This window comes from Pseudomonas sp. NFACC56-3 (assembly GCF_900100025.1).
GTDB lineage: Bacteria > Pseudomonadota > Gammaproteobacteria > Pseudomonadales > Pseudomonadaceae > Aquipseudomonas > Aquipseudomonas fluorescens_AA.
The window spans coordinates 74,934-96,900 of record NZ_FMTK01000008.1; the positions used below are offsets into that span (position 1 = coordinate 74,934).

Genomic DNA, 21,967 nt, shown 5'->3' on the forward strand with positions numbered 1-21,967 from the left:
GCAGTAAAAATGTGGGAGCGAGCTTGCTCGCGATAGCGATGGATCAGTCGACGAACATGTTGAATGGGACGCCCTCATCGCGAGCAAGCTCGCTCCCACAATTGTTTTGTGGTGTTGCTGAACATTGCATGACACCGCGACAAATTGCCCCGATAGATAAAAGGCACGGCTCTTGCCGTGCCTTTTGCGTCGCGCTCTGAGAAAATGCCCGCACTTTTTTTCCGGATGCCGACATGACTGCCCTGAAGAACGACCGTTTCCTTCGCGCCCTGCTCAAGCAACCCGTGGACGTCACCCCTGTCTGGATGATGCGCCAGGCCGGTCGCTACCTGCCGGAGTACCGCGCCAGCCGCGCCAAGGCCGGTGACTTCATGAGCCTGTGCATGAACCCCCAGTTCGCCTGCGAAGTCACGATGCAGCCGCTGGACCGTTATCCGCAGTTGGACGCGGCGATCCTGTTCTCCGACATCCTCACCATTCCCGACGCCATGGGGCAGGGCTTGTACTTCGAGACCGGCGAAGGCCCGCGTTTCAGGAAAGTCGTCAGCACCCTGGCCGACATCGAGGCGCTGCCGATTCCCGATCCGCAGAAGGACCTGGGCTACGTCATGGACGCGGTCAGCACCATTCGCCGTGAACTCAACGGTCGCGTGCCGCTGATCGGTTTCTCCGGCAGCCCCTGGACCCTGGCCACCTACATGGTCGAAGGCGGTTCGTCGAAGGACTTCCGCAAGACCAAGGCCATGCTCTACGACAACCCGCAAGCCATGCACCTGTTGCTGGACAAGCTGGCCCAATCGGTCACGTCCTACCTCAACGGCCAGATCCTGGCCGGCGCGCAAGCGGTGCAGATCTTCGATACCTGGGGCGGCAACCTGTCGGCGGCGGCATACCAGGAATTTTCCCTGGCCTACATGCGCAAGATCGTCAGCGGCCTGATCCGCGAGCACGAAGGTCGCAAAGTCCCGGTGATCCTGTTCACCAAGAACGGCGGCCTGTGGCTGGAAAGCATCGCCGAGGCCGGCGCCGACGCCTTGGGCCTGGATTGGACCTGCGACATTGGCAATGCCCGCGAACGTGTCGGTCACAAAGTCGCCCTGCAAGGCAACATGGACCCGACCGTGCTCTACGCCAAGCCCGAAGCCATTCGCGCCGAAGTCGGGCGTATTTTGGCGAGCTATGGTAGCGGCAGCGGGCATGTGTTCAACCTGGGCCATGGCATCACCCCGGAAGTCGATCCGGAACACGCCGGCGCCTTCCTGCGGGCGGTGCATGAGTTGTCGGCGCAATATCACGTCTGATTGCGACCTCTGTCACCCAGCCTGTCCGGTCCTGTGCCGGACAGGCTTTTTTATTGCTCACTTGTTTAACAAATCCGTCATGAACCCCGTCGGTAGTTATGCCTGACGTGTTTGTGTGTGTTTATTTGTCTTTTTTTCGATAGTTATTTCTATTCGTAAGAACTTTCTCAAGTTATGTAGGGGGAATTGATTCAGAGATCATTCCTTCTAAGTTGAGAGATTTGTCCTACACATGGAGCTATCAACTTTCTATAAGGTTCCGGGCACTTGCAAGGGTAGGCGCTGAGCGGTCTGGCGCACCTTTCAAGAGGACGGTGATACGTCTTTCATTTTTGATGACTAGTCTGGAATTTATATGAAGAACAACTTCAACAAGAGCAATGTATTAACGGGGTGTGCGTCCTCGCTAGTTCTGTTGTCGGCCATGGCGGCATCCCAAAGTGTGCTGGCTCATGGTTTCGTCGAAGTACCGCCTTCTCGTGCTTTGTTGTGCCAGAGAGGTGTCAACCAGAACTGCGGCGACGCGCAATACGAGCCGCAGAGTACCGGCGAAACCTTCAAGGGTTTCCCGAATGGAGCCGGTGGCGGGCCATTGCAAGGCCCTGTCGATGGCAAGATCGCCAGCGGCGGCAGTGCCCTGTTTTCTGCCCTTGATGCGCAATCGGCTTCGCGCTGGCACCTGACTGAAATCAAGGACCGCAACATTGCCTTCCAATGGCAATACTCGGCCGCGCACCCGGCGACCAAACATGAGTATTTCATTACCCGCGACGGCTGGAACCCGAACGAAGTGCTCAAGCGTGCCTCGTTCGACAGCACGCCGTTCTGTACGGTGGATGGCGGTAATCAAGTCCCGGTAGCAGGTGCCCCTCACAACTGCGTCATTCCCGACAGCAAGACGGGACATCATGTCGTCCTGGCGGTCTGGACCGTGGGCGACACCGACAACGCGTTCTACAACCCGATTGATGTGAACATCCTCGCCGAAGCCGCGTTGCCGGGCGGCTGGTCGGCGGTGGGCAGCATTGCGCCATCGACCCCGTTGCTGGTGGGCGACAAGGTCAAGGCCCGGGCATTCTCCGCCGCTGGCGAAAATGCCGAGTACAGCGTGGAAATCAGCATCGACAACGCTGAGGAAGGCAAGGCGGAAAACTGGTCGTTCAAACTGGCCGAGGCCCTCAACAGGGCCTATCCGCTCATTCGTGCCGGTGTTCGGGACGAGGACGGCAACATCGCGCCAGTCAAGGGTGCCAACAGCCTGTATGCCCAGAAAGAAAGCGGTGTGACGCGCTACGAAGTGCAGCTGGACATGCGCGAAGACGCTGGCGCCAACATGGAGATTGCTTCCCTGCAGCCAGAGTACGTCCTCGACAAAGGTCGGGTCAGCATGGCGTTCACTGCGCAGACCAACCGCAGCATGAATCTGGAAGCCACTTTGTTCGATGAAAAGAACAAGCAGGTGGGTGTCGTCAGCCAGACCGTGGGCGCAGGCAGCACCGGCCTGAACCTGGACGTGCGCAGCGCCCCGGGCGCGCACACCCTGACGCTGGTGGGGACCACCGAAGACGGCCGCACCACTCGCCAGGAGACCCAGGCGGTCACCCTGACCGGCGAGGGCGTAGGCATCGAGTACGACTTCGAATTCCCTAATGGCATCAGCGAGTACACCGCCGGCACGAAAGTGCTGCAGCGCGCGACTGACGAAGTCTTCGAATGCAAGCCGTTCCCAGCGTCCGGCTACTGCAAGCAATACACCCCGACATCGAACGGTTTCGAGCCAGGTGTCGGTGCGTCGTGGCAAAGCGCCTGGGACAAGCTGTAAGTCCTGACAGGCACGGCCCCGGGCGACTCGCAAAGGTTGCCTGGGGCCTTCAGACGAGAACACAGTGATGTCTATCAATTACTCAAGGCGGCGGGTGCTGCTGCACTGGCTGTCGGCGGTCATTATCCTGTGGGCGTTGGCGTCCGGTTTTTATGTGGCGTTCAACCCGGTGTCCGCTTCGACCCAACAATGGGTCGGGTCATTCAATGTGTCGCTGACCACGCTGTTCATTCCGTTTTTCGTATGGCGGACCTGGCTGTTCGTGTGCGAACGGGAGCCCCAGGGGACGGCGCTTTCATTGAACAAGAGGCTGGCCTTGGCGGTGCACGCGCTGATCTACCTGGTGATCGGCGTCGTGCTGGTGACCGGCGTGCTGATGATGAAAAGCGCCATCAGTGTCTTCGGCCTCGTTCGATTTCCTCAGCCATTGGCTGATCCGGCGCTGATCGAACTGGCCAACACGATCCACGCATTGTCTTGCATGGTGCTTTCGATGCTTGTCGCGTTGCACCTGTGCGCGGTGCTCTGGCATGAGTTTTCCGGGCGCAGGGTGGTGCGCCGGATGTCCTTCGCCAAGCCGACGGTCACCCTCACGCGAGCGCAAAGTTGAGCCTGTTTTCTTTGCGGGTCGGCAGCCGTTTGCCAACGTTGGCGCTGGTGCTCGTGCCGCTGCTCTACGGAGCATTGCTGGCCGGGCAGGAGTGGCGTTTTCGCCAGGCATTGGGTCATGACGTGCCGGTGGTGAGCGACTCGCCGGTGGCGCCGCATCGCGACTTGCCCAACGTCCAAGCGGTGGCGACTGTGCTCGGCTTGGCGCCCGAAGGTGCCCAGGCGCCAAGCACCGAACCAATCACGTTGCAAGCCAGTTTTGTCGCTGGCCAAGGTTTGTCGCGGGCCTTGCTGGCGGACGCCGCTGGCCCGCGCATTTACCAAGTGGGCGAGCGTTTGCCGGGTGGCAGCGTGCTGCGCCGGGTCGAGGCCAGCCATGTGACGTTGTGGCGCAACGGACGTGAAGAGCGCTTGGCCTTGCAACCCGCAGCCAAACCCTTGCTGCGCCGGCTGGACCTCGAAGACGGCGGCCATGCCGCGCCGCGTTCCTCGCAATACCTACGCCCGGTGGCCGGGCAATCAGAGTGATCGAATTCATGAACAGCTTTATCCGGGAGCGTGTTACGCGTGTCCTGTTCTGCTTCGCCGCGTCTTGCCTGCTGACGCCCGCCGGTTGGCTGCAGGCCGAAGAGGCCCAGTGGCAACTGGCGATGAACAATGCGGAACTGCGCGATGTGGTCGAAGAGTTCTCAGCGATCCTGGGCAAGACCGTGGTGCTCGATCCCCGGGTGTCGGGGCGCATCACCGTCATGTCCCGGGAGGCGCTGGACCGCGAAGGGGTGCGGCGGTTGTTCTATTCGGTACTCGATGCCCATAACTTCACCGTGATCGACGAAGGCGAGCGGATCCTGATCACGCCGGTCAGCGATGCCAAGACACGTGCCGGTGTCGCCGATGAACACAGCGCCACACCGTCGCAGTTCGTCACCCGGGTCCTTGACCTGCAATCGAGCATCGCCGCCGATGTCGCGGGGCTGGTGCGGCCCCTGGTGTCGACCAACGGTTATGTCGGCCCTTCGGTCTCGTCCAACGCCTTGGTGGTCACCGACACGGCGGCCAACGTCCAGCGCATCGCCGGCGTGGTGCAACGGTTGGATTCAGGACGCAACCGCAATCACGTGGTGGTGCGCTTGAAGCACGCCCAGGCCGGGGACATCGCCGCACTGGTGGAAGCCTCCGGCGGCAAGCGCGAGGGGGATACGGCGGGGGTGGTGATCGCCGATGCCCGCAGTAACCGGCTGGTGATCATCGGCGCGCCAGCGGTGCGTCAACGCCTGGTCGACCTGGCCCGGACCCTGGACGTACCGGCAGCCGCTTCCCAGGACAACGCGCGGGTCATCCGTCTGCGTCACAGCGATGCCAAACAGTTGGCCGAGGTCCTGGAAGGTGTCGGGCAGGATAGGAAAACCACGCCGGTCCTCGCTGGCCAACGGGAAACCGCGGGGGCCAGCCCCTTCAGGATCAAGGCCGATGAAAGCCAGAATGCCTTGGTCCTGATCGCCGAACCGGCCCAGGTCCGCATCATCGAAAACATCGTCCGGGAGCTGGACCAACCCCGGGCCCAAGTGCTCATTCATGCGGCCATCGTCGAGGTGAGCGGAGATATTTCCGAAGCCTTGGGGGTGCAGTGGGGGCTCAAGAGCGGCAGCGCGGCAGGGAGCATCAATTTCCCGGGAACCGACATCCCGATCATCGGCCTGGACTTCAACAAGCTGGATAAAACCAAGGAAAGCGCATTCCTGCGCCTCGGTGGCGATCGCTTCAGTGCGCTGGTCTCGGCCCTGGCGAGCAATGCCCACAGCAACCTGCTGTCCACCCCCAGCCTGCTGACCCTGGATAACCAGGAAGCGGAAATCATCGTGGGCCAGAACGTTCCGTTCAAGACGGGTTCCTACGCCACCAGCGGCAACGGCGCGGACAATCCGTTCACCACTGTGGAGCGCAAGGACGTGGGTATCAGCCTCAAGGTCAAGCCCTACATCAACGAAGGCTCGACCTTGCGCCTTGAAGTCGAGCAGGAGGTGTCGGACATCGCGCCGTCGGTCTCCGGCGTGGACTCCTCGGACCTGATCACCAACAAGCGCGCCTTGAAGAGCACGATCCTGGCGGACGATGGCGAGATCATCGTGATCGGCGGCCTGATCCGCGACAGTGTCCGAAGCCAGCAAAGCGGTGTGCCGCTGCTGCGCAGTATTCCCTACCTGGGCGCGTTGTTTCGCTGGAACCGCGACACCCAGACCAAAAGCAACCTGATGGTGTTCCTGCGCCCGACCATCGTGCGCAGCAGCGAAGACCTGGCCGATGTGAGCCGGCAACGCTACGACGCGCTCCGGGAGCTGAGCAAACCCGGCTCGCGGAAAAACAACTCGTTGCTGCTGCCCCGGGACGCCCGCCAGTTGTTCGAATCGTCTGCGCGGGAACCGGCGCTCGACGTGCGTCCACCGCAGCCGGAGGGCCTGTGAGCGAGCCGTTGCCCTTTGGTTTCGCCAGGCGCCTGGGCGTGCTGCTGGAAGGCGCGGGGCCGACCTTGAGCCTGTCGATGCGTAGCGACACGCCCCTGACTGCCGTGGCGGAAGTCCGACGCCTGTGTGGGCGGGATCTGCCTATCCAGGTCCTGGAGCCGGCGCAGTTCGCCGCGCGCCTGGCCAGCGTCTATCGCCAGGGCCAGAGCGCCGCCGAGCAGGTGGCCCAAGGCCTGGACGAGGAGCTGGACCTGCTCAGCCTGGCCGATCAGATGCCGCAGACCACCGACCTGTTGGAGCAGCAGGGCGATGCGCCGATCATTCGCCTGATCAATGCATTGCTCAGCGAGGCGGTCCGCGAGCATGCCTCGGATGTGCACCTGGAAACGTTCGAGCAATACCTGTCGGTGCGCATGCGCATCGACGGGCAGTTGCAGGAAATGCTGCGCCCGCGCCGGGAACTGGCGAACCTGTTGGTGTCGCGGATCAAGGTCATGGCGCGCCTGGACATCGCCGAAAAACGCGTGCCTCAGGACGGCCGGATGGCGTTGCGCCTGGCCGGGCACGAGGTCGATGTGCGGGTCTCGACCCTGCCTTCGGCCCATGGCGAGCGGGTGGTGTTGCGCCTGCTCGACAAGCAGGCCGGGCGCCTGGATCTGCAACGCCTGGGCCTGCCCGACGACACCCTGGCGAGCCTGCGCCAGTTGCTCGGCAAGCCCCACGGCATCGTGCTGGTCACCGGGCCCACGGGGTCGGGGAAGACCACCAGTCTGTACGCGGCGCTGAGCAGCATCAACGACCAGAGCCGCAACATCCTCACGGTCGAAGACCCCATCGAGTATCACCTGCCGGGCATCGGCCAGATGCCGGTCAACCCGAAAGTCGACATGACCTTCGCCCGCGGTTTGCGGGCCATTTTGCGCCAGGACCCGGATGTGGTGATGGTCGGCGAAATACGCGACCGCGAGACCGCCGAAATCGCCGTCCAGGCATCGCTGACCGGGCACCTGGTGCTCTCGACCCTGCACACCAACACCGCCGTCGGCGCGGTCACGCGGCTGGTGGACATGGGCGTGGATGCGTATCTGTTGGCGTCGTCCCTGGCCGGCATCGTCGCCCAGCGTTTGTTGCGCTGTCTGTGCCCGTCCTGCAAGACCCCCTATGTGGCCGACGCCGCCACGTGTCGGCGCCTGGGCCTCGACGCCGACGCCGCGCCCAGGCTGTTCAAGGCCCAGGGCTGCGAGCAATGCCAGAAAGGCTATCGCGGGCGCTTCGGCATCTATGAACTGGTGCATGTCAACGCAGCGCTGTCGCAGCTGATTCACCAGGGCGCCACCGAGCAGGCGCTCGCCGCCGAGGCCCGCAAGACTTCCCGCAGCCTGTTCCAGGACGGTCGCCAGCGTGTGCTGGAAGGCCTGACCAGCGTCGACGAATTACTGCGCATTACCCAGGAGGATTAGCGCCATGCCGACCTTCGATTATCGGGCCGAAAACACCCAGGGCCGACGCTGCAAGGGCCGTGTGGAAGCCGACAGCCCCCGGCATGCTCGACAGTTGTTGCGCGAGCGTGGCTTGCTGCCCAGCGAGCTGGTGGAAGCCAAGGAGCAGCGAGTCCTGGGCGGGCGCCATGCCGGGGGGCGCCTGGGCCCGGCGGATCTGGCCTTGCTGACGTTGCAGCTGTCCACCTTGATCCAGGCCGGCCTGCCCCTTGAGGAATCCCTGGGGGCGGTGGCGCAACAGAGCCAGAAACGGCGCGTTGCCCACCTGCTGGCGGCGGTGCGCAGCCGGGTGATGGAAGGCCACGCGCTGGCGACGGCACTGAGGGCCTTCCCTCAAGCGTTCCCCGAACTGTTCTGCGCCACGGTCGCGGCGGGCGAGCAGTCGGGTCACCTGGGCCAGGTGTTGGAACAACTGGCGAGCTACACCCAGGCGCGCCAGGCCTCGCGCCAGCGCATTCAACTGGCGCTGGTGTACCCGCTGATCCTGATGCTGGCCTGTGTCGCGATTGTCGCGTTCCTGTTGGGGTATGTGGTGCCGGATGTGGTGAAGATTTTCATCGACAGCGGTCAGCCGTTGCCCTGGCTGACCCAGGCACTGATCGCTGTGAGCGACGGCTTGCGTCGCCATGGCCTGCTGCTGTTCGGTGCCCTGGCCGGGCTGTTCGGGGTGTGGCGCTGGAGCTTGCGCCAACCGGCGTGGCGCCTGCGCTGGCATCGCTTGTTGCTGCGGTTGCCGCTGCTGGGCGAGGTGCTGCGGGCGATGGAAGCGGCGCGATTCGCCAGCACCTTGGCGATCCTGAGCAAAAGCGCGGTACCGCTGGTGGAGGCCTTGCATATCGCCGCGCAGGTGATCGGCAACCTGACGATCCGCGCCCGCATGGCTGACGTTGCACGTTCGGTACGTGAGGGCGGGACCCTGACGCGTGGCCTGGAGCAGGGCGGTGATATTCCGCCGCTGATGCTGCACATGATCGCCAGCGGCGAACGGGCCGGCGAACTCGACAACATGCTGGCCCGGGCCGCCGAACAACAGGAGGCCAGCCTCGCGGCGCGCATCGCGCTGGTGGTGAGCCTTTTCGAACCGGCCATGTTGGTGCTGATGGGCGGCGTCGTGCTGCTGATCGTCATGGCCATTCTCCTACCGATCCTGAGCCTCAACCAATTGGTGAACTGACCGATGAAACTCCAAAGCAACCGACCCGCACATCATCAACAACGCGGTTTTACCCTGATCGAAATCATGGTGGTGGTGGTCATCATTGGCGTGCTGGGCGCCATCGTCGTGCCGCAGTTCATGAGCCGACCCGACCAGGCCAAGGTCACGGCCGCCCGCACCGACATCCAGGCGATCGCCACGGCCCTGGAAATGTACCGCCTCGACAACTTCCATTACCCCTCGACCCAACAAGGCCTGGAGGCGTTGAGCAAACGCCCGTCCGGTACCCCCGCGGCCAGGAACTGGAACCCCCAGGGTTATCTGAAAAGCTTGCCGGTCGACCCTTGGGGCACGCCCTACCAGTACCTCAACCCCGGGCACAAATCCCTCGATGGTGGCTATGACCTCTACTCCCTGGGCGCCGATGGCGTGTCGGGTGGTGAAGGGATGGCGGCCGACATCGGCAATTGGTCCGAGTGAACATGCCGCGTCTCTGCCGGGGCTTCACCTTGTTGGAGCTGATGGTCGTTATCGTCTTGATCGGCGTCCTGGCGGGCATGGTCCGCTTCGCCACGGGGCCGGGCCCGGCGCGTGAAGCCCGCCAGCAAGCCCGGGACTTCGTGGCGCTGGTGCAGCAGTTGCGCGAGCGGGCGGTACTGGACGGGCAGGAATATGGCGTGCACGTGCAGCCGGGCGGTTATCAGGCGTTGCGACTCGGAGTTCAGGGCTGGACGGCCGTGTCGGTGCCTCATCGATTGCCCGAGGACTTGACGCTCGGGTTGGAGCTGGACGGTCATGTCCTGTCGCTCGATGCCGTTCAAGGCTCACCCCAGTTGCTGATGCTCAGCAGTGACGAGACCAGTCCGTTCAAGCTGTTCATCAACGTCGCTGGGCAGACGGTTGCCCGGGTATCGAGCGATGGCCTGGCGGAGCCGCTGATAGATGAGTGACGCGCGCAGGCAGGCCGCCGGTTGCCAGGGGTTCACGCTGTTGGAAGTCATGATCGCCCTGGCGATTTTCGCGACGCTGGCGGCGGCCGTACTTTCGGCCAGCCATTTCGTACTCAAGCAAAGCGCCGGGCTTGAGGAACGTCTGTTCGGCGCCTGGCTGGCGGACAATCAACTAAGCGAACTGCGCCTGGAAGTCGTCACGTCGCCTGGACAACAGCGACTGAACCGACACCTGGATCGCCGCGATTGGGTCTTGCAACAACGTATCGCCCCGGCCCGCGATGGGCGCCTGTTGCAGGTCGAGATCCAGGTCAGCCGCGACGACAGCGCGACCGTCGCGCACCGCACCATCGGCTGGATCCGCGGCCATCATGAATAAGCAATCGGGCTTCACCTTGTTGGAGCTGGTCATCGCCATCGCCATTTTTGCCTTGCTCGGCCTGGCCAGTTGGCGGTTGTTCGACGGGGTCGTGCGGACCCAGCAGGGAGTCGGTCAGCATGAGCGCGACATCAGGGCCTTGCAGCGCGCTGTCGGCATGATCGAACGGGATGTGTGGCAGGCGGTTGCCGACTCGGTCGTGCTCGCGCCCGGGCATTTGCAATTGCAGCGCAGCCATTGGCGCAACCCACTGGACCAGCCTCGCAGCGAACGGCAAACCGTGAGCTATCAGCTCAAGGGCGGCACGTTATGGCGCGAGAGTGTCGGCGAAGGCATGACGCTTGTGCAGCGGCAGATAGTGCTCGACGACGTCCGCAGCCTGAACTGGCGCGTGTTCGACCGGCAACGGCGCTGGCACGGTGAAACCGCGAGCGGCACCGCGCCGTTGGCGTTGGAGTTGATCGTGTCCGCGGGGCGTTTCGAACAGATCCGCCGGGTGCTGCTGTTGCCGGAGGCGTTGCCATGAAGCGCCAACGCGGCGTGGCGCTGATCAGCGTGCTGCTGGTGTTGAGCCTGGCATTGCTGTTGGTCGGTGGGCTGTTGCGCAGCCATCGCCTGCTGTTGCACAGCAGCGCGCAGCAACTGCAACAGGTCCATTTGCGGCAATTGGGCTTGGCTGGGGAAGACTGGGCGCGGGTGGTGTTGGAAAGCAGTGGGATAACGCCGTCCGGGCCCGTTGACCTGAGCCAGGATTGGGCCCGGCTCGGGCCTGCCATGGAAATGGACGGCGCCGAGCTGCGCATCGCTATCGAGGATTTGTCCGGGCGCCTGAACCTCAACGGACTGCTGGCCCAAGGGCAAATCGATCAGGTCACCCTCGGTCGCTGGACCCGCTTGCTGGCCTCGCTGGATCTGCCGCCGCTGTCGTTGCCCCAGGTCGGGCCGATGCAGGAGTTGAGTCAACTGCGCCTGTTGCCCGGCGTTGACGGCCCGACACTACGGCGCCTGGAGCCCTGGGTGGCGTTGCTTCCCAAGGACGCGCGGATGAACATCAATACCGCCCCGCAGCGCGTGCTGATGACCCTCGATGGCATGGAGGCCGGGACCGCCCAGGCTTTGGTCAACCAGCGTCGCCACGCGCCATACCCCAGCGTGCAGGCGTTCACCAACGACCCGTTGCTGTCCGGCATGGGCCTCAGCAGCCATGGCCTGGGGGTGGGCAGCCGCTGGTTTCGAATCACCGTGAGCGTGATCCATGCCGACAGCCGTCTGCGCCTGGCCTCGGATATCGAGCGTGATGCTGTCAGCGGGCGCTGGACGGTTCGTCAGCGACGCTTCTTACCCTTCAGCCCCAGTGAGCTTCCTTGATGAAAACCTGGCTTTACCTGACTGCCGAGGGCCTGACCGCGCCTTGCGCCAACTGGCCGTGCTGCGTGTGGTCGTCCACTGGCGAGCGTCGTCGCCTGCCGTTGCACGAGGCGGCCGGCGAGTTGAGCGGACGGCCCGTGGATGTGCTGTTGCCGATGGAAATGTGCAGTTGGTTGCGCAGCGATCCGTGGCCCTCTCGACGCCAGCCCCGGCCCCAGGCCCTGGCATTCGCCATCGAAGAACAACTGAGTGAAAACCTGGAGGCGCTGCACGTCAGCGTCGGCCCGCGGGACCGTCAGCACCGCTATCCGCTGATGGTGACGGAGCGCGCCCGGTTCCAGGCGTTGCTGGCGCTGCTCGCCGAACAAGGCATCGATACACGGGCGGTGCATGTCGACGCCGACCTGCTTGCCGATGAGCAGGCATTGGGCGTGCGTTGGTTCGGGCGCTGGTTGTTGGGCGCAGGGCTACCGGCGCGGCTGGCGTTGTCGGCACGGGCCCTGGCGACGCTCAAGCCCGGCTTGCCCGAGGACATTCAGTGGCTGGACGAAGAGCGCGATTGCCCTGGCATCGATGAATGGCTGCTGAGCGCGGGTGGACGGCCCATCGACCTGTTGCAAGGTGAGTTCCGTCGACGTGGTCGAGCGCTGCCATGGCGTGGCGTTTCGGCAGTGGCACTGGGCATGTTGGTGCTCACCTGGGTTTTCTGCGATGCCCGCGTTCGTTTTCTTGAAAGCGAAACCCGGCTTTTGTATGCCCAAAGTGAACAGCGGTTCAGGTCGCTGTACCCCGGGCAGGAGCGGATCGTCGACCTGGCGGCGCAGTTCCAGGCATTGCAGAGTCGGCGCGGGCAAAGCCACGACACTCAGGTCGCGCGCCTGACCCGTCTGACCGAGCAGGTCATTGGCGCCAGCAACGTCGAGGTGCAGCGCATCGATTTTCGTGAGGGCGAAGGCTGGAAGATCCAGTTGACGGCGAACAGTTTCGTCGAGCTTGAACAACTGCGTGAACGCGGGCAGCAAAACGGCTTGCCCGTCACCCTGGGCAGCGCGAGCAAACAGAACAATCGGGTGCAGGCCATCCTCACACTGGAGAACAGTTGATGAACATCGATGGATGGCGGGTCTTGAAACAGAGTTGGGGAAGCCTGTCGCGCCGAGAGCAAGGGCTGTTGCTGGGGCTTGCCGGGGTATTGTCGGTGGCGCTGGCCTACACCGCGATTTGGCAACCGACCTGGCAACGACGGGAGGTTGCCGAACGCCAGTACCAGCAACAGGCTGAACTGAACGCCCGGATCCAGCGTGCCGAACCCACCCGGGATACGACTGTCGCCACGCGGCCCTTGTCGGTGCGCGTCAATGAAAGTGCGTCAGCGGCGGGGTTGGACATGGCGGAAATGGAAGTCGACGGCGACTCGGTGCGACTCGCCGTCAGTGGTGAGGCGAGTGCGTTGCTGCATTGGTTGGATCAACAGGAGCGAGAGGGATCGGTGCTGCGGTCGCTGACGTTGGAAGTGGAGCATGGTGTGTTGGGCGCGCGAGTGGTTTTGCGCCAATGACACACGGCAGTTTTGATCAGGGCGCGAGAGGCCTTTGTGGCGAGGGAGCTTGCTCCCGCTCGGCTGCGCAGCAGTCGTAAACGGGTTTACAGGGTTTACCTGTTGCACCGCGGTGGCTGGTTTTGGGGCGGCTGCGCCACCCAGCGGGAGCAAGCTCCCTCGCCACAAAGTGTCCACTTTGTTCCCGATGCGGATAGCGATGGCTAGACCTGCACATTCCCCGGCAACAACGGCAATTTCGCCAGCTTCACCGCCACCCACAACGCGATCACCAGCAAGCCACCGATGAACAGGCCGATCCCGTTCCAGCCGCCCAGGTGCCAGGCCACGCCGCCGGCCGTACCCGCCACGCTGGATCCGGCGTAGTAGCTGAACAGATAAAGCGACGAAGCCTGGCCCTTGGCCCTGAGGGCGCGGCGGCCGATCCAGCTGCTGGCGACCGAATGGGCGCCGAAGAAGCCGAAGGTGAACACCAACATGCCCAGGACCACCAGCCACAGCGGGGTGGCCATGGTCAGCAGGAGGCCGGCCAGCATCAGCGCGATGGTCGCCCAGAGCATTTTGCGGCGACCGAGTTTGTCCGCCAGTGCGCCGACTTTGGCTGAGCTGTAGATGCCCGACAGGTACACCACCGACAGCAACCCGACGAAGGCCTGGTCCAGATGATAAGGCTCGGCCAGCAGGCGGTAGCCGATGTAGTTGAACAGCGTTACGAAGGCGCCCATCAGCACGAAGGCTTCGAGAAACAGCAGCGGTAACCCGGCGTCGCGAAAGTGCAGGGTGAAACCCTCCAGCAGACTGCGTGGGTGCAGCGAACGGGGACGGAAGTTGCGTGACTCGGGAAGAATCCGCCAGAACACCGCCGCCGCGATCAACGCCAGGCCGCCAATCACCAGCATCGCGGTGTGCCAACTGACGAAGTCGATCAAGACCCCGGTGATCAGGCGCCCGCACATGCCGCCGATGGCGTTGCCAGCGATATACAGCCCCATCGCCAGGCCGATGTGCTTGGGATGAATCTCTTCGCTCAGATACGTCATCGCGACCGCCGCCAACCCGCTCAACGACAGTCCGACCAAGGCGCGCAGCAGCAGGACGCCTTCCCAGGTCGGCATCATGGCGCTGGCGATCGTGCACACCGATGCGGCGAACAGCGCCGTCACCATCACCGATTTGCGGCCGATGCGGTCGGAAATCGGGCCAGTGATCAACAGGCCGATGGCGAGCATACCGGTCGCCATCGACAGGATCAGGCTGCTCTGCGCCGCGTTGATGGAAAACTCCCTGGACAGCAGCGGCATCATCGGTTGCACGCAATACAGCAGGGCAAAGGTTGCAAAGCCTCCGCAGAACAGCGCCAGCACCGTGCGCATGAACATCGGCGTGCCTTTCTCGATATAGATGTCCTTGAGTTCGGCGACGACATCGTCCTGCGCGTGGGGCGGGATTTCATGGGCCAATGGAGCGACAGCAGTTTTCACGGTGGACCTCGCAAGGACACGATCAGACAGGCAATGAAAAAAGCATATAGCTAGCTAATGTTTCTATCCAATATATTATTCGACCTGTTTAAGACGTTTGACGACCTACTGGATGACCCATGGAACTGCGACATCTGCGTTACTTCATCGCCGTTGCCGAAGAGCTGCATTTCGGCCGCGCCGCGCTGGCCCTGGGCATCTCCCAGCCGCCGTTGAGCCAGCAGATACAGGCATTGGAGCAGGAGATTGGCGCACGGTTGTTCGAGCGCACCAATCGTCGAGTCGAATTGAGCGAGGCCGGGCGGCTGTTCCTTGAAGAAGCGCGACGGGTGTTGGCCCAGGTCGACAAGGCCGCCGACGTGGCCCGCCGTGCCCAACTGGGGGAACTGGGTGAGCTGAAAATCGGTTTCACTTCGTCGGCGCCGTTCAACTCCACCATTCCCCAGGCGATCTTCTCGTTCCGTCAGCGCTTCCCCGCGGTGCACCTGAACCTTCGGGAAATGAGCAGCACCCAAGTGGCCGACGCATTGCTGGATGAGTCGATCGAGGTCGGCATCATGCGGCCGTTGCCGCTGCCCGACGCCCTGAGGGAAATCGAACTCAGCCGCGAACCCCTGGTGGCCGTGCTCAGCGCCAAGCATCCCCTGGCCCAGGGCGATGAAAAAGGCCTATTCCTCTCGGCGTTGGCCCAGGAACCGTTCGTGTTTTTCCCGCGCAGCTACGGCAGCGGCCTCTACGCGCAATTGCTGAGCCTGGCCCGCGACGCCGGCTTCAGCCCGCACTTCGCCCAGGAAGCCGGTGAAGCCATGACCATCATCGGCCTGGTCGCGGCAGGGCTGGGCGTCTCGGTATTGCCGGCGTCCTACCAACGCATGCGTATCGATGGGGTGGTCTATCGACCGCTGCTCGACCCGGCGGCGGTCTCGGCCGTGTGGCTGGTGCAGCGCAAGGAACAGCGTTCGCCGATGGCGAAGGCGTTTGTGGATTTATTGACGCAAGGCACTTGCCGTTAAATCCCCAACCACTCGACCTCGATTCGATCGGCCTATCCTTCCCAGACCGTCGCGGGCCTATTGCCGTGGTAATCATAAAAACCCTGGAGTATCCAGGTGTCGCCCTGGCGTTCGAACGCGGCGCGCCATGCGCCTTTGCCACCGCCGGGGGACAGTTGGGCCATGGTGTACCAGTAGTACCGATAGATTCGCTTGGTGGTTATCCTGCCGGCGCGGATATCTGCCAGGATTTCCCCGACCTTGGCTTCAGCCTCCTTGGGAAAGCTGGCGTATGACATCTGTGTTTCGGCCAACGCGCTGGTGCGGGTCTGGAATTTATCCGGTACAGGCTCTGGTGCGGGTAAAACCATGGGGGCGGTGGGTGAGGGTGTCCCTGTCACTTTGTTGGACTTGGCCTGTGTAACGATTTCGATGTCGAAGGGTTCATAGTTTGCGAGCGAACTGGTGAAGTTTGTAATGTCTTCGCCGGTGAGCAGCATGGTATTTCGCTGGGCCCTGCCTTTGTTGAGAATGAGATAAGGCACGCGATTGTTCCTTATTTCCGTCAACAGGCCAGGCTTGTGCATGCGCTGCTTCTCTTCCCGAAGCGCAGTGATCATCTCGTTGTAATAATCTTCCGAAGCCCTGTAGTTTTCTCGGGCGGCCTGCTCTTGCGGCCTGTCCCCCGGATATAACGCCTGGGCTTTGGCATTCAATTTGGCTTCCACGGTCTTCAACATGGCCCGGGTGTCCTTGGATATCTTATCCATGGCCACTCTTTTCCTGCCCTTATGGGGCGTGAAGGTCATGAAGACCGCGCCGGTCAGATTGTCCGTGATAAGCGTGGTGTGCACCTGGATTCGATCTTCGGTAAAGAACACGTTTTTGTGTGAAAGGATCGTGTCATATATTTTTATTTTCTGTGTTTCGCTCAGTTCGACGTCAGGCACGTTGGCTTCGATGTCCTTATAGCTAAGGGTCACGATTCGCCAGGTGTTCATCTTGTCCAACAGCTCGTCGTGGGAAGCCTGATGCCGGGACAGATTGCCCCGGCCCTGGGTCAGGTCCCTTATTTTCGAGAGATAAGCGTTGATGTCGAGCGCGCCTATGTCGGCCATGCTTTCGTCCAGTAGGCGTTCGAGCAGCGTGTCGGGCATGGAGTGGAAAATCTCCTTTGCCGTGTTGACGGCTTCGAGGGTGGGGTAGCGGTTGTTGACCAGCACCCCTTCCACCAATGCATTGAAATTGCGCTCTCGCGGCGTCTGCGGGGCTCGCCTGAACAGGCTCTGGAGCGCGCCGCCTCCGCGTAGGCGCTGCCGTTCTTCAACCTGCCAACGATCATTCTCCCAAATGACAGTCCGTTGGTCCGAGCGGTTGTTGGGCGCGTAGATGATTTGCTCGCCTGCCTGGACCGCGGTCTTGTAATAGCCGTTCCCCAGCATCAGGTAGCCTTGCCCGCTTGCATCCCGGTACCGGTGGCGACCCTCATGGATCAATCCGTGGCCGACGAATCCTTTGAGCCGGTACGGCCCCAGCTCCGGGTCCGTCATGGGGGGAAGCGCCGATAGCGCCGGGCGTGCTTGTCTGCGACGGCGTCCGGCGCGGGCCATGATCAAGTCTTGCCCCGCCTCGGCAATGACCTCTCCCAGCCCGCCGATAAAATCAAGGGTCCACTGCCGCAGGCTGCCGTTCTCCTCGTCTATCGCCGAGACCGCGGCACCGCCGGCCATGGTCGGCAGGATCGCCCGTCCTAGCAGGCCGCCCAGCCGGCCTGCCGGGAACATCGACATCGCTCCCGTCAGCAGCATGACGGCGCTGCGGCGTCCCTCCTGGGCGCCGGTGCTGTCGCGCTCGGCATGGGTCACTGTCAACATGTCCACCGTCTTGATCCCATGGGCGATTTGCGTCTCATGCAACGCTTTGAACACATCCCCCTCGACGATGGGCGAAGCGATGGTCTTCGCGAAATCATCCTGTGCCCGGTCCTTGGCCCACGCGAAGACAGACTGTGTGACTTTCTTGATTTTTTCCTCGAGCGTCAGGTTCTCCGAGATCGATACCATGCTGGCAAGTTGCTCGGCCTGTTCGAGCAGCGGCAGGTGCGAAATGAGCCAACGGGTCATCTCCGACGTGGCAGTGAGTGTGTGCGCCAAGGTTGTTTCCAACGCCCGCGCGCTTGGCGCATCCACGTCCCTGAACGTCTTGCCGTCGGGGGCGCCTGGTGTGTACAGCGTCAACGAGGGGCGGCTCGCCGTCGCCTTCACCCCAAACGCCAGCAATTCCTTCAGCACGCTGTCGCCCCATTGCAGTTGGCGGACCACCACCTCGTGCCCGTTGACCTTGTCGCGCGCCGCCGCGGTCGGGCCGTCCAGTGCCGCCAGCACCAGCTTCAAGCCGGTATTGTCCCGGTCGTGCCGCAAGTCCCCCGAAATATGCGCGGCCCACACTTGGGCGCGCATCTGTTGCGCTTTCAAGGCCATCCACTGCGCCTGCTGTGCCCGGGCCACGCGTTGCAGCTCGGCCGGAAGCCGGGCGCCGATGTTCGCCCTTTCAATGACGTCCACAATTTGCGCGAAGCTCAGCGGTCCTTCCACGGTCGGGTGGGAGGCATTGCGTTCGTCCTGGGTCAGGTTGGACATCGCCCACTGCGTCAGGGAGCGACGGTCATCGACGATTCCCCTCACGCTGCCTTGCGAGACCCCGGAGCCAAACGGCGAGCTCCCCATCGGTGCGTGGGGATCGACCACGGTTCTTCTGATGCTCAGGGACACGTCCTCAGGGTCGACCGGCGGGTATTTCGCCTTGATGACATCGGCGAGCAACTGACGGGTCCGGTCCCGAAGAGCGTCCATGGTGGCCAGCGCCACCGGGTCTGGCGGCGGGGGCTGATCCGTCAGGGCTTTGTGCAGGGCCCGCGTCGCCGCCCACCATGCCAGGCGATCGCTGGCGGTAACGTGCGGGTTGCCGTGCAGCCAGTCATTGAGTCTCTTGAGGTTTAGCCGCAGTTCGCGCTCGCCCATGACGTTCGCCAGGTCCAGTTTGTGGCCGATATCCGCGGCCACATCGACCCGGTTCATCCAGGCGCTGATTTCTTCCGACGCCGCGGGACCGTCCAGCACGGCATCGCACACGGCAGTTTTCTGCTCCGCCCGCAGTTCCGTGACCAGGCGAACGAGGAAGTGCTCGGTCACAGGCGCGGTGTCGACTTCATCCCCAGTGTTGCCGTCTTGCGCCAGGCCAGCCTTGAGCGCCACCAGCGTGTCGTACAGTTGCAACGGCTGGCCCGGGCGGTACAGCACGGCAGGTCCCGAATCGCTGGCGTTGTCATACCGCGACAAGGCCACGGCGCCCGACATTGGTACGCTGAAGCTCCACCGGCGGGGTGTGATCCCCAGGCTGAACACGCCGGGTCGGACCCGTTCCGCCAACTGTGCACGAGACGCTGCGTCCGGCGCCGACAACGCATAGTCGGTCAGCGCCTGGTGCATCTGCGGGCTCAATGTCGTGTCCAGCCGATGCAGGTCGGCCTGGGTCTTGAGTTGCCTGGCGAGTTCGTCCGCCAGCCAGTCGCCGACGTTGCGGTCCTGGCTGAAGTCGGCCGGCGTGTTCCAGAACTCATCCAATGCACGGGTGAGCAGTCGTTCATAAAGCGCCGGTGTGGCGCTGATCAGCCGCTTGATTTCAGTTTTTGCGGCGCGCTCGTTCAGGGCGGCGGGCGCTGCTGCGGTGTTGTCCTGGGAGGTGACAATCTCGATGTTGTCCAGATTACCGAAGAACGCGCGCGGATCGATCCTGCCGGCGACGACTTGCAGCAAAAGCGTTTCCAGCAAGAGGGTGTCCGCCACCGTCTTACCGGTTGCCGGGGCATCGGCTGTGCGCTGCGCAGGCGGGATCGTCTCTCCGCGTAGCGTGCGCACGGACAGCTCGTGTACCGTCATGCTGTTCGCCAAGGCAGGGAAGGTTCTCCTGAACCAATAATCCAGGTGTTGCCTCATCACCTTGGAAGGCCGTGGGATGGCGTCGTTCAGGCGGATCATGTGTCGCTGCGACGCCTTGAGCTGGCTGATCAGCGGGGCATCCGGCAGCGCGGTGCTGTCGGCGAGCGGTAAGTCATGAGACGTTGCAAGGGGGGTGTGTTCCACTGCTTTCTTCCTGGAGGAATGTTGGCAGCACAACCTATTCAGGAAAAGTCCGGGTGGGTGGTATATAGGTACCGCATGGGGGGAAGGGCGATAGGGTAAGCACCGTCAATGAGCGCTATGACGTGGGCGCTGACGGATCATTGAGTGATCGTGAAAAATGCCAGAATAGCTTCGCGAGTCGCCTGCGTTTGTTCCTCCAGCACCCAATGCCCGGTATCGACCAGTATCAATGAGTGCGGCTGCGTCGCAATGTACAAGGCCTGTTCGGCCAAGGTTTTTCCTCTCGAGTGGTCCCCGCCGATGGTGAGCAGTGGAACAACCAATTTGTTCTTGGAGAATTCCAGGTTGTCGTTCGCGTCATGTTCTACCCAGGCCGAATAGAGCTTGAAGGCCGCTTCCATGCGTCCAGGCCGGGAGTAGTCTTGCACCAGCGCCTGTCGCACCTCACGACTGACTTGAGCGTTGCCCGCGAATACGAAGTCATCGAAGAACATGTCCAGGTAGGTTTTCTCTTGTCCTTGAATCAGGGTGAGGGCCGCTTTGCCAAAGAAACGAAAGTGCCATTTGCTGGCAATGCCGGCTGCAGCATTCCCGTTATAGGCAAGTTCCCACCCGGGAACGCCCGGAATGAATCCATCCATCAATACAATGCGCCCGGTTTCAAGTGGATAAAGCGCCCCGTAGGCGTAGGCAATGATCAAGCCCATGTCATGGCCAATGATATCGACCTGCTTGATGTTCAAGAGGGTGATCAGTTCGTGCAGATCATGCGCCATACTTTTTTTGTCGTAGCCATCGACGGAAATATCCGTTTCGCCAGCGCCGCGATAATCGGGAACGATGGGGCTGAAACCGGCCCGCACCAATGCGCCCATCAAGGGCTCCCAGTTACGCCAGCTGCCCGGGAACCCGTGCACCAGCAGAACCGGTTGTTTGCCGTCACCGCCCATGAGGTAGTGAAGGCGAATGCCGTTCACGAATGCATAGGCATGTGTAAATGTCTCACCGTCGACAACGACGCTGTTTTGTTCCGCTGAAGGCGAGGTGGCGTGGCGTTCGGGGGACATGGCTGCGCGGCCCGACCAGGCGATTGTGTTCAACAATTTTTTGTCCATGTTTGGAGCCAGATTAATTTCATGAGCTACGAATCACAGCTCATAAGGTCGAACGGCTTGATTGAGCATCGACGTCTGGAAGCCTGAAGCTACCCCGGGCACTTTCGCTACTGTCAGAGCTGACAGTTCCGACAACAGGCGAAAAGTGCTGCTTCGATTGAGGGCGGCAGAAGAAAGGCCGGGGGGCGGACGTTGTGTCAGGCTCCTTTCGGCTGTAGGAAAAAGCGCATTTCTAGTTGAGACACTTCCTATTCGTTCCAGGTACCACGCCGTTGGGATTGCCACTCGGCTGTGCTGCGTCGTCTTATTCATCATTCCGAATCGTCCGGCTCAGTGCTCCTTCCCTGCGGCAAGGGGCGCAGCCAGAAGCCCATGAATAAGGCCCTGGAAATGCACTCATCTTTGGATGCCCTCTACACCAACGAAATCTCCCATGAATCTCTCCGTCATTTGGATGACTTGTACTTGGAGCAACGCCACTTGGAGGGTTACGGCGAAGAAGTCGCGGCATTCGTCAATCGACAAAAAGCATTCGTCCAAGCGCATCCGCCAATCGCCATTTATCGAGTGGCCACCGAGGGCAGCCAGACGCGTTACGGCGGAACGATCCAGCAGGTGTCGTCTTCGTTGACGTTCACCTTGGATAATGGCTGGAAAGTATGCGCCGCGCAGAAAGGCGACCAGGTGGTTTACGCCGATGGCAGCACGGCACGGATCATCACTGGCGCCGGGGAAGCCAATAGCAATATCGCGCTGGTCGGCAGTCGTTTGAGCAATGGTGACGAAATCATCAATACGCTTCAGAAACGTTTCCTGATCATCGTGCGTGAAGGCGTGCCGATGGCGGAGGATTTCTTGCCTGCTCTTAAACGGGCGGATGTTCATCGCCTGCACTCGAATGGGATGAAGGAAGACATCCCATGAACGAGGGCCTGCTGCGCAGCCCAGCGGGAGCAAGCTCCCTCGCCACAAGGTTCGTGCTGGACACACAAACAGAGTGAAGATGATCTACCTGATGCCTGTGAATATCCAGGTATGCCACTCAACCCTGTGGGAGCGGGCTTGCTCGCGAAGACGGCAGCACATTCAGCATCGCCAGTACTGACCCACCGCTATCGCGAGCCAGCTCGCTC

General features: G+C 62.3%; 19 protein-coding genes. 16 read left to right on the forward strand and 3 right to left on the reverse strand.

Translation table 11 applies throughout. The features are described from left to right. Positions 1 to 233: 233 nt before the first annotated feature. The 14 genes from hemE (at position 234) to gspM (ending at position 13,104) form a co-directional block, all read left to right on the forward strand. Positions 234 to 1,301, forward strand: coding sequence for a uroporphyrinogen decarboxylase (gene hemE / locus BLO80_RS13625; RefSeq protein WP_092203350.1), 1,068 nt, complete (start codon positions 234 to 236; stop codon positions 1,299 to 1,301). Between the two features lie 355 nt (positions 1,302 to 1,656). Further along, positions 1,657 to 3,123 (forward strand): N-acetylglucosamine-binding protein GbpA, encoded by a 1,467-nt coding sequence (gene gbpA, locus BLO80_RS13630; RefSeq protein ID WP_092328865.1) that lies wholly within the window; start codon positions 1,657 to 1,659, stop codon positions 3,121 to 3,123. A gap of 67 nt (positions 3,124 to 3,190) precedes the next feature. Continuing rightward, complete coding sequence (locus tag BLO80_RS13635; protein WP_092328867.1) at positions 3,191 to 3,733, forward strand: cytochrome b; 543 nt, start codon at positions 3,191 to 3,193, stop codon at positions 3,731 to 3,733. Continuing rightward, positions 3,730 to 4,260: a type II secretion system protein N gene (locus BLO80_RS13640; protein WP_092328870.1), complete on the forward strand. Its 531-nt coding sequence runs from the start codon at positions 3,730 to 3,732 to the stop codon at positions 4,258 to 4,260. Before BLO80_RS13635 ends, BLO80_RS13640 begins: the two co-directional genes overlap by 4 nt. A gap of 8 nt (positions 4,261 to 4,268) precedes the next feature. Continuing rightward, positions 4,269 to 6,194 carry a type II secretion system secretin GspD gene (gene gspD, locus BLO80_RS13645; RefSeq protein WP_256574206.1) on the forward strand — a complete coding sequence of 642 codons (1,926 nt, stop codon included), beginning with the start codon at positions 4,269 to 4,271 and terminating at the stop codon, positions 6,192 to 6,194. Beyond that, complete coding sequence (gspE, locus tag BLO80_RS13650; protein WP_092328876.1) at positions 6,191 to 7,654, forward strand: type II secretion system ATPase GspE; 1,464 nt, start codon at positions 6,191 to 6,193, stop codon at positions 7,652 to 7,654. The genes gspD and gspE overlap by 4 nt, the downstream gene beginning before the upstream one ends. Before the next feature lie 4 nt (positions 7,655 to 7,658). After that, positions 7,659 to 8,867 carry a type II secretion system inner membrane protein GspF gene (gene gspF / locus BLO80_RS13655; protein ID WP_092328878.1) on the forward strand — a complete coding sequence of 403 codons (1,209 nt, stop codon included), beginning with the start codon at positions 7,659 to 7,661 and terminating at the stop codon, positions 8,865 to 8,867. A 3-nt stretch (positions 8,868 to 8,870) separates the two neighbouring features. After that, a complete protein-coding gene (gspG, locus tag BLO80_RS13660) occupies positions 8,871 to 9,329 on the forward strand; it encodes a type II secretion system major pseudopilin GspG (RefSeq protein WP_092203364.1) in 459 nt (152 codons plus the stop codon). A gap of 2 nt (positions 9,330 to 9,331) precedes the next feature. Continuing rightward, a complete protein-coding gene (gspH, locus tag BLO80_RS13665; protein ID WP_092328881.1) occupies positions 9,332 to 9,799 on the forward strand; it encodes a type II secretion system minor pseudopilin GspH in 468 nt (155 codons plus the stop codon). Next, positions 9,792 to 10,178 carry a type II secretion system minor pseudopilin GspI gene (gspI, locus tag BLO80_RS13670; protein WP_092328883.1) on the forward strand — a complete coding sequence of 129 codons (387 nt, stop codon included), beginning with the start codon at positions 9,792 to 9,794 and terminating at the stop codon, positions 10,176 to 10,178. Before gspH ends, gspI begins: the two co-directional genes overlap by 8 nt. Beyond that, on the forward strand, positions 10,171 to 10,704 hold the full coding sequence (locus BLO80_RS13675; RefSeq protein WP_092328886.1) for a type II secretion system protein GspJ: 534 nt from the start codon (positions 10,171 to 10,173) through the stop codon (positions 10,702 to 10,704). Before gspI ends, BLO80_RS13675 begins: the two co-directional genes overlap by 8 nt. After that, positions 10,701 to 11,546 carry a type II secretion system protein GspK gene (locus BLO80_RS13680; protein WP_092328888.1) on the forward strand — a complete coding sequence of 282 codons (846 nt, stop codon included), beginning with the start codon at positions 10,701 to 10,703 and terminating at the stop codon, positions 11,544 to 11,546. Before BLO80_RS13675 ends, BLO80_RS13680 begins: the two co-directional genes overlap by 4 nt. Continuing rightward, entirely contained in the window at positions 11,546 to 12,649 is a 1,104-nt protein-coding gene (gene gspL, locus BLO80_RS13685) for a type II secretion system protein GspL (RefSeq protein ID WP_092328891.1), read from the forward strand. The genes BLO80_RS13680 and gspL overlap by 1 nt, the downstream gene beginning before the upstream one ends. Continuing rightward, positions 12,649 to 13,104, forward strand: coding sequence for a type II secretion system protein GspM (gene gspM / locus BLO80_RS13690; protein WP_092328894.1), 456 nt, complete (start codon positions 12,649 to 12,651; stop codon positions 13,102 to 13,104). Before gspL ends, gspM begins: the two co-directional genes overlap by 1 nt. A gap of 203 nt (positions 13,105 to 13,307) precedes the next feature. Here the strand turns inward: gspM and BLO80_RS13695 are convergent, their stop codons facing one another. After that, positions 13,308 to 14,483, reverse strand: a complete 1,176-nt coding sequence (locus BLO80_RS13695; RefSeq protein WP_371914574.1) for an MFS transporter — start codon at positions 14,481 to 14,483, stop codon at positions 13,308 to 13,310. Positions 14,484 to 14,704: 221 nt separating this feature from the next. Here BLO80_RS13695 and BLO80_RS13700 point away from each other — a divergent pair, with 221 nt between their 5' ends. Then, complete coding sequence (locus BLO80_RS13700) at positions 14,705 to 15,598, forward strand: LysR family transcriptional regulator (protein WP_092328899.1); 894 nt, start codon at positions 14,705 to 14,707, stop codon at positions 15,596 to 15,598. 32 nt (positions 15,599 to 15,630) lie between these two features. On the opposite strand, the gene BLO80_RS13705 is transcribed toward BLO80_RS13700, so the two are convergent. After that, the gene (locus BLO80_RS13705; protein ID WP_092328901.1) at positions 15,631 to 19,719 is read right to left on the reverse strand and encodes a dermonecrotic toxin domain-containing protein; all 4,089 of its coding nucleotides are present in this window, start codon (positions 19,717 to 19,719) and stop codon (positions 15,631 to 15,633) included. Positions 19,720 to 19,856: 137 nt separating this feature from the next. After that, entirely contained in the window at positions 19,857 to 20,834 is a 978-nt protein-coding gene (locus BLO80_RS13710) for an alpha/beta fold hydrolase (RefSeq protein WP_256574208.1), read from the reverse strand. A gap of 372 nt (positions 20,835 to 21,206) precedes the next feature. Here BLO80_RS13710 and BLO80_RS13715 point away from each other — a divergent pair, with 372 nt between their 5' ends. Further along, on the forward strand, positions 21,207 to 21,758 hold the full coding sequence (locus tag BLO80_RS13715; RefSeq protein WP_256573468.1) for a hypothetical protein: 552 nt from the start codon (positions 21,207 to 21,209) through the stop codon (positions 21,756 to 21,758). Positions 21,759 to 21,967: the final 209 nt, after the last annotated feature.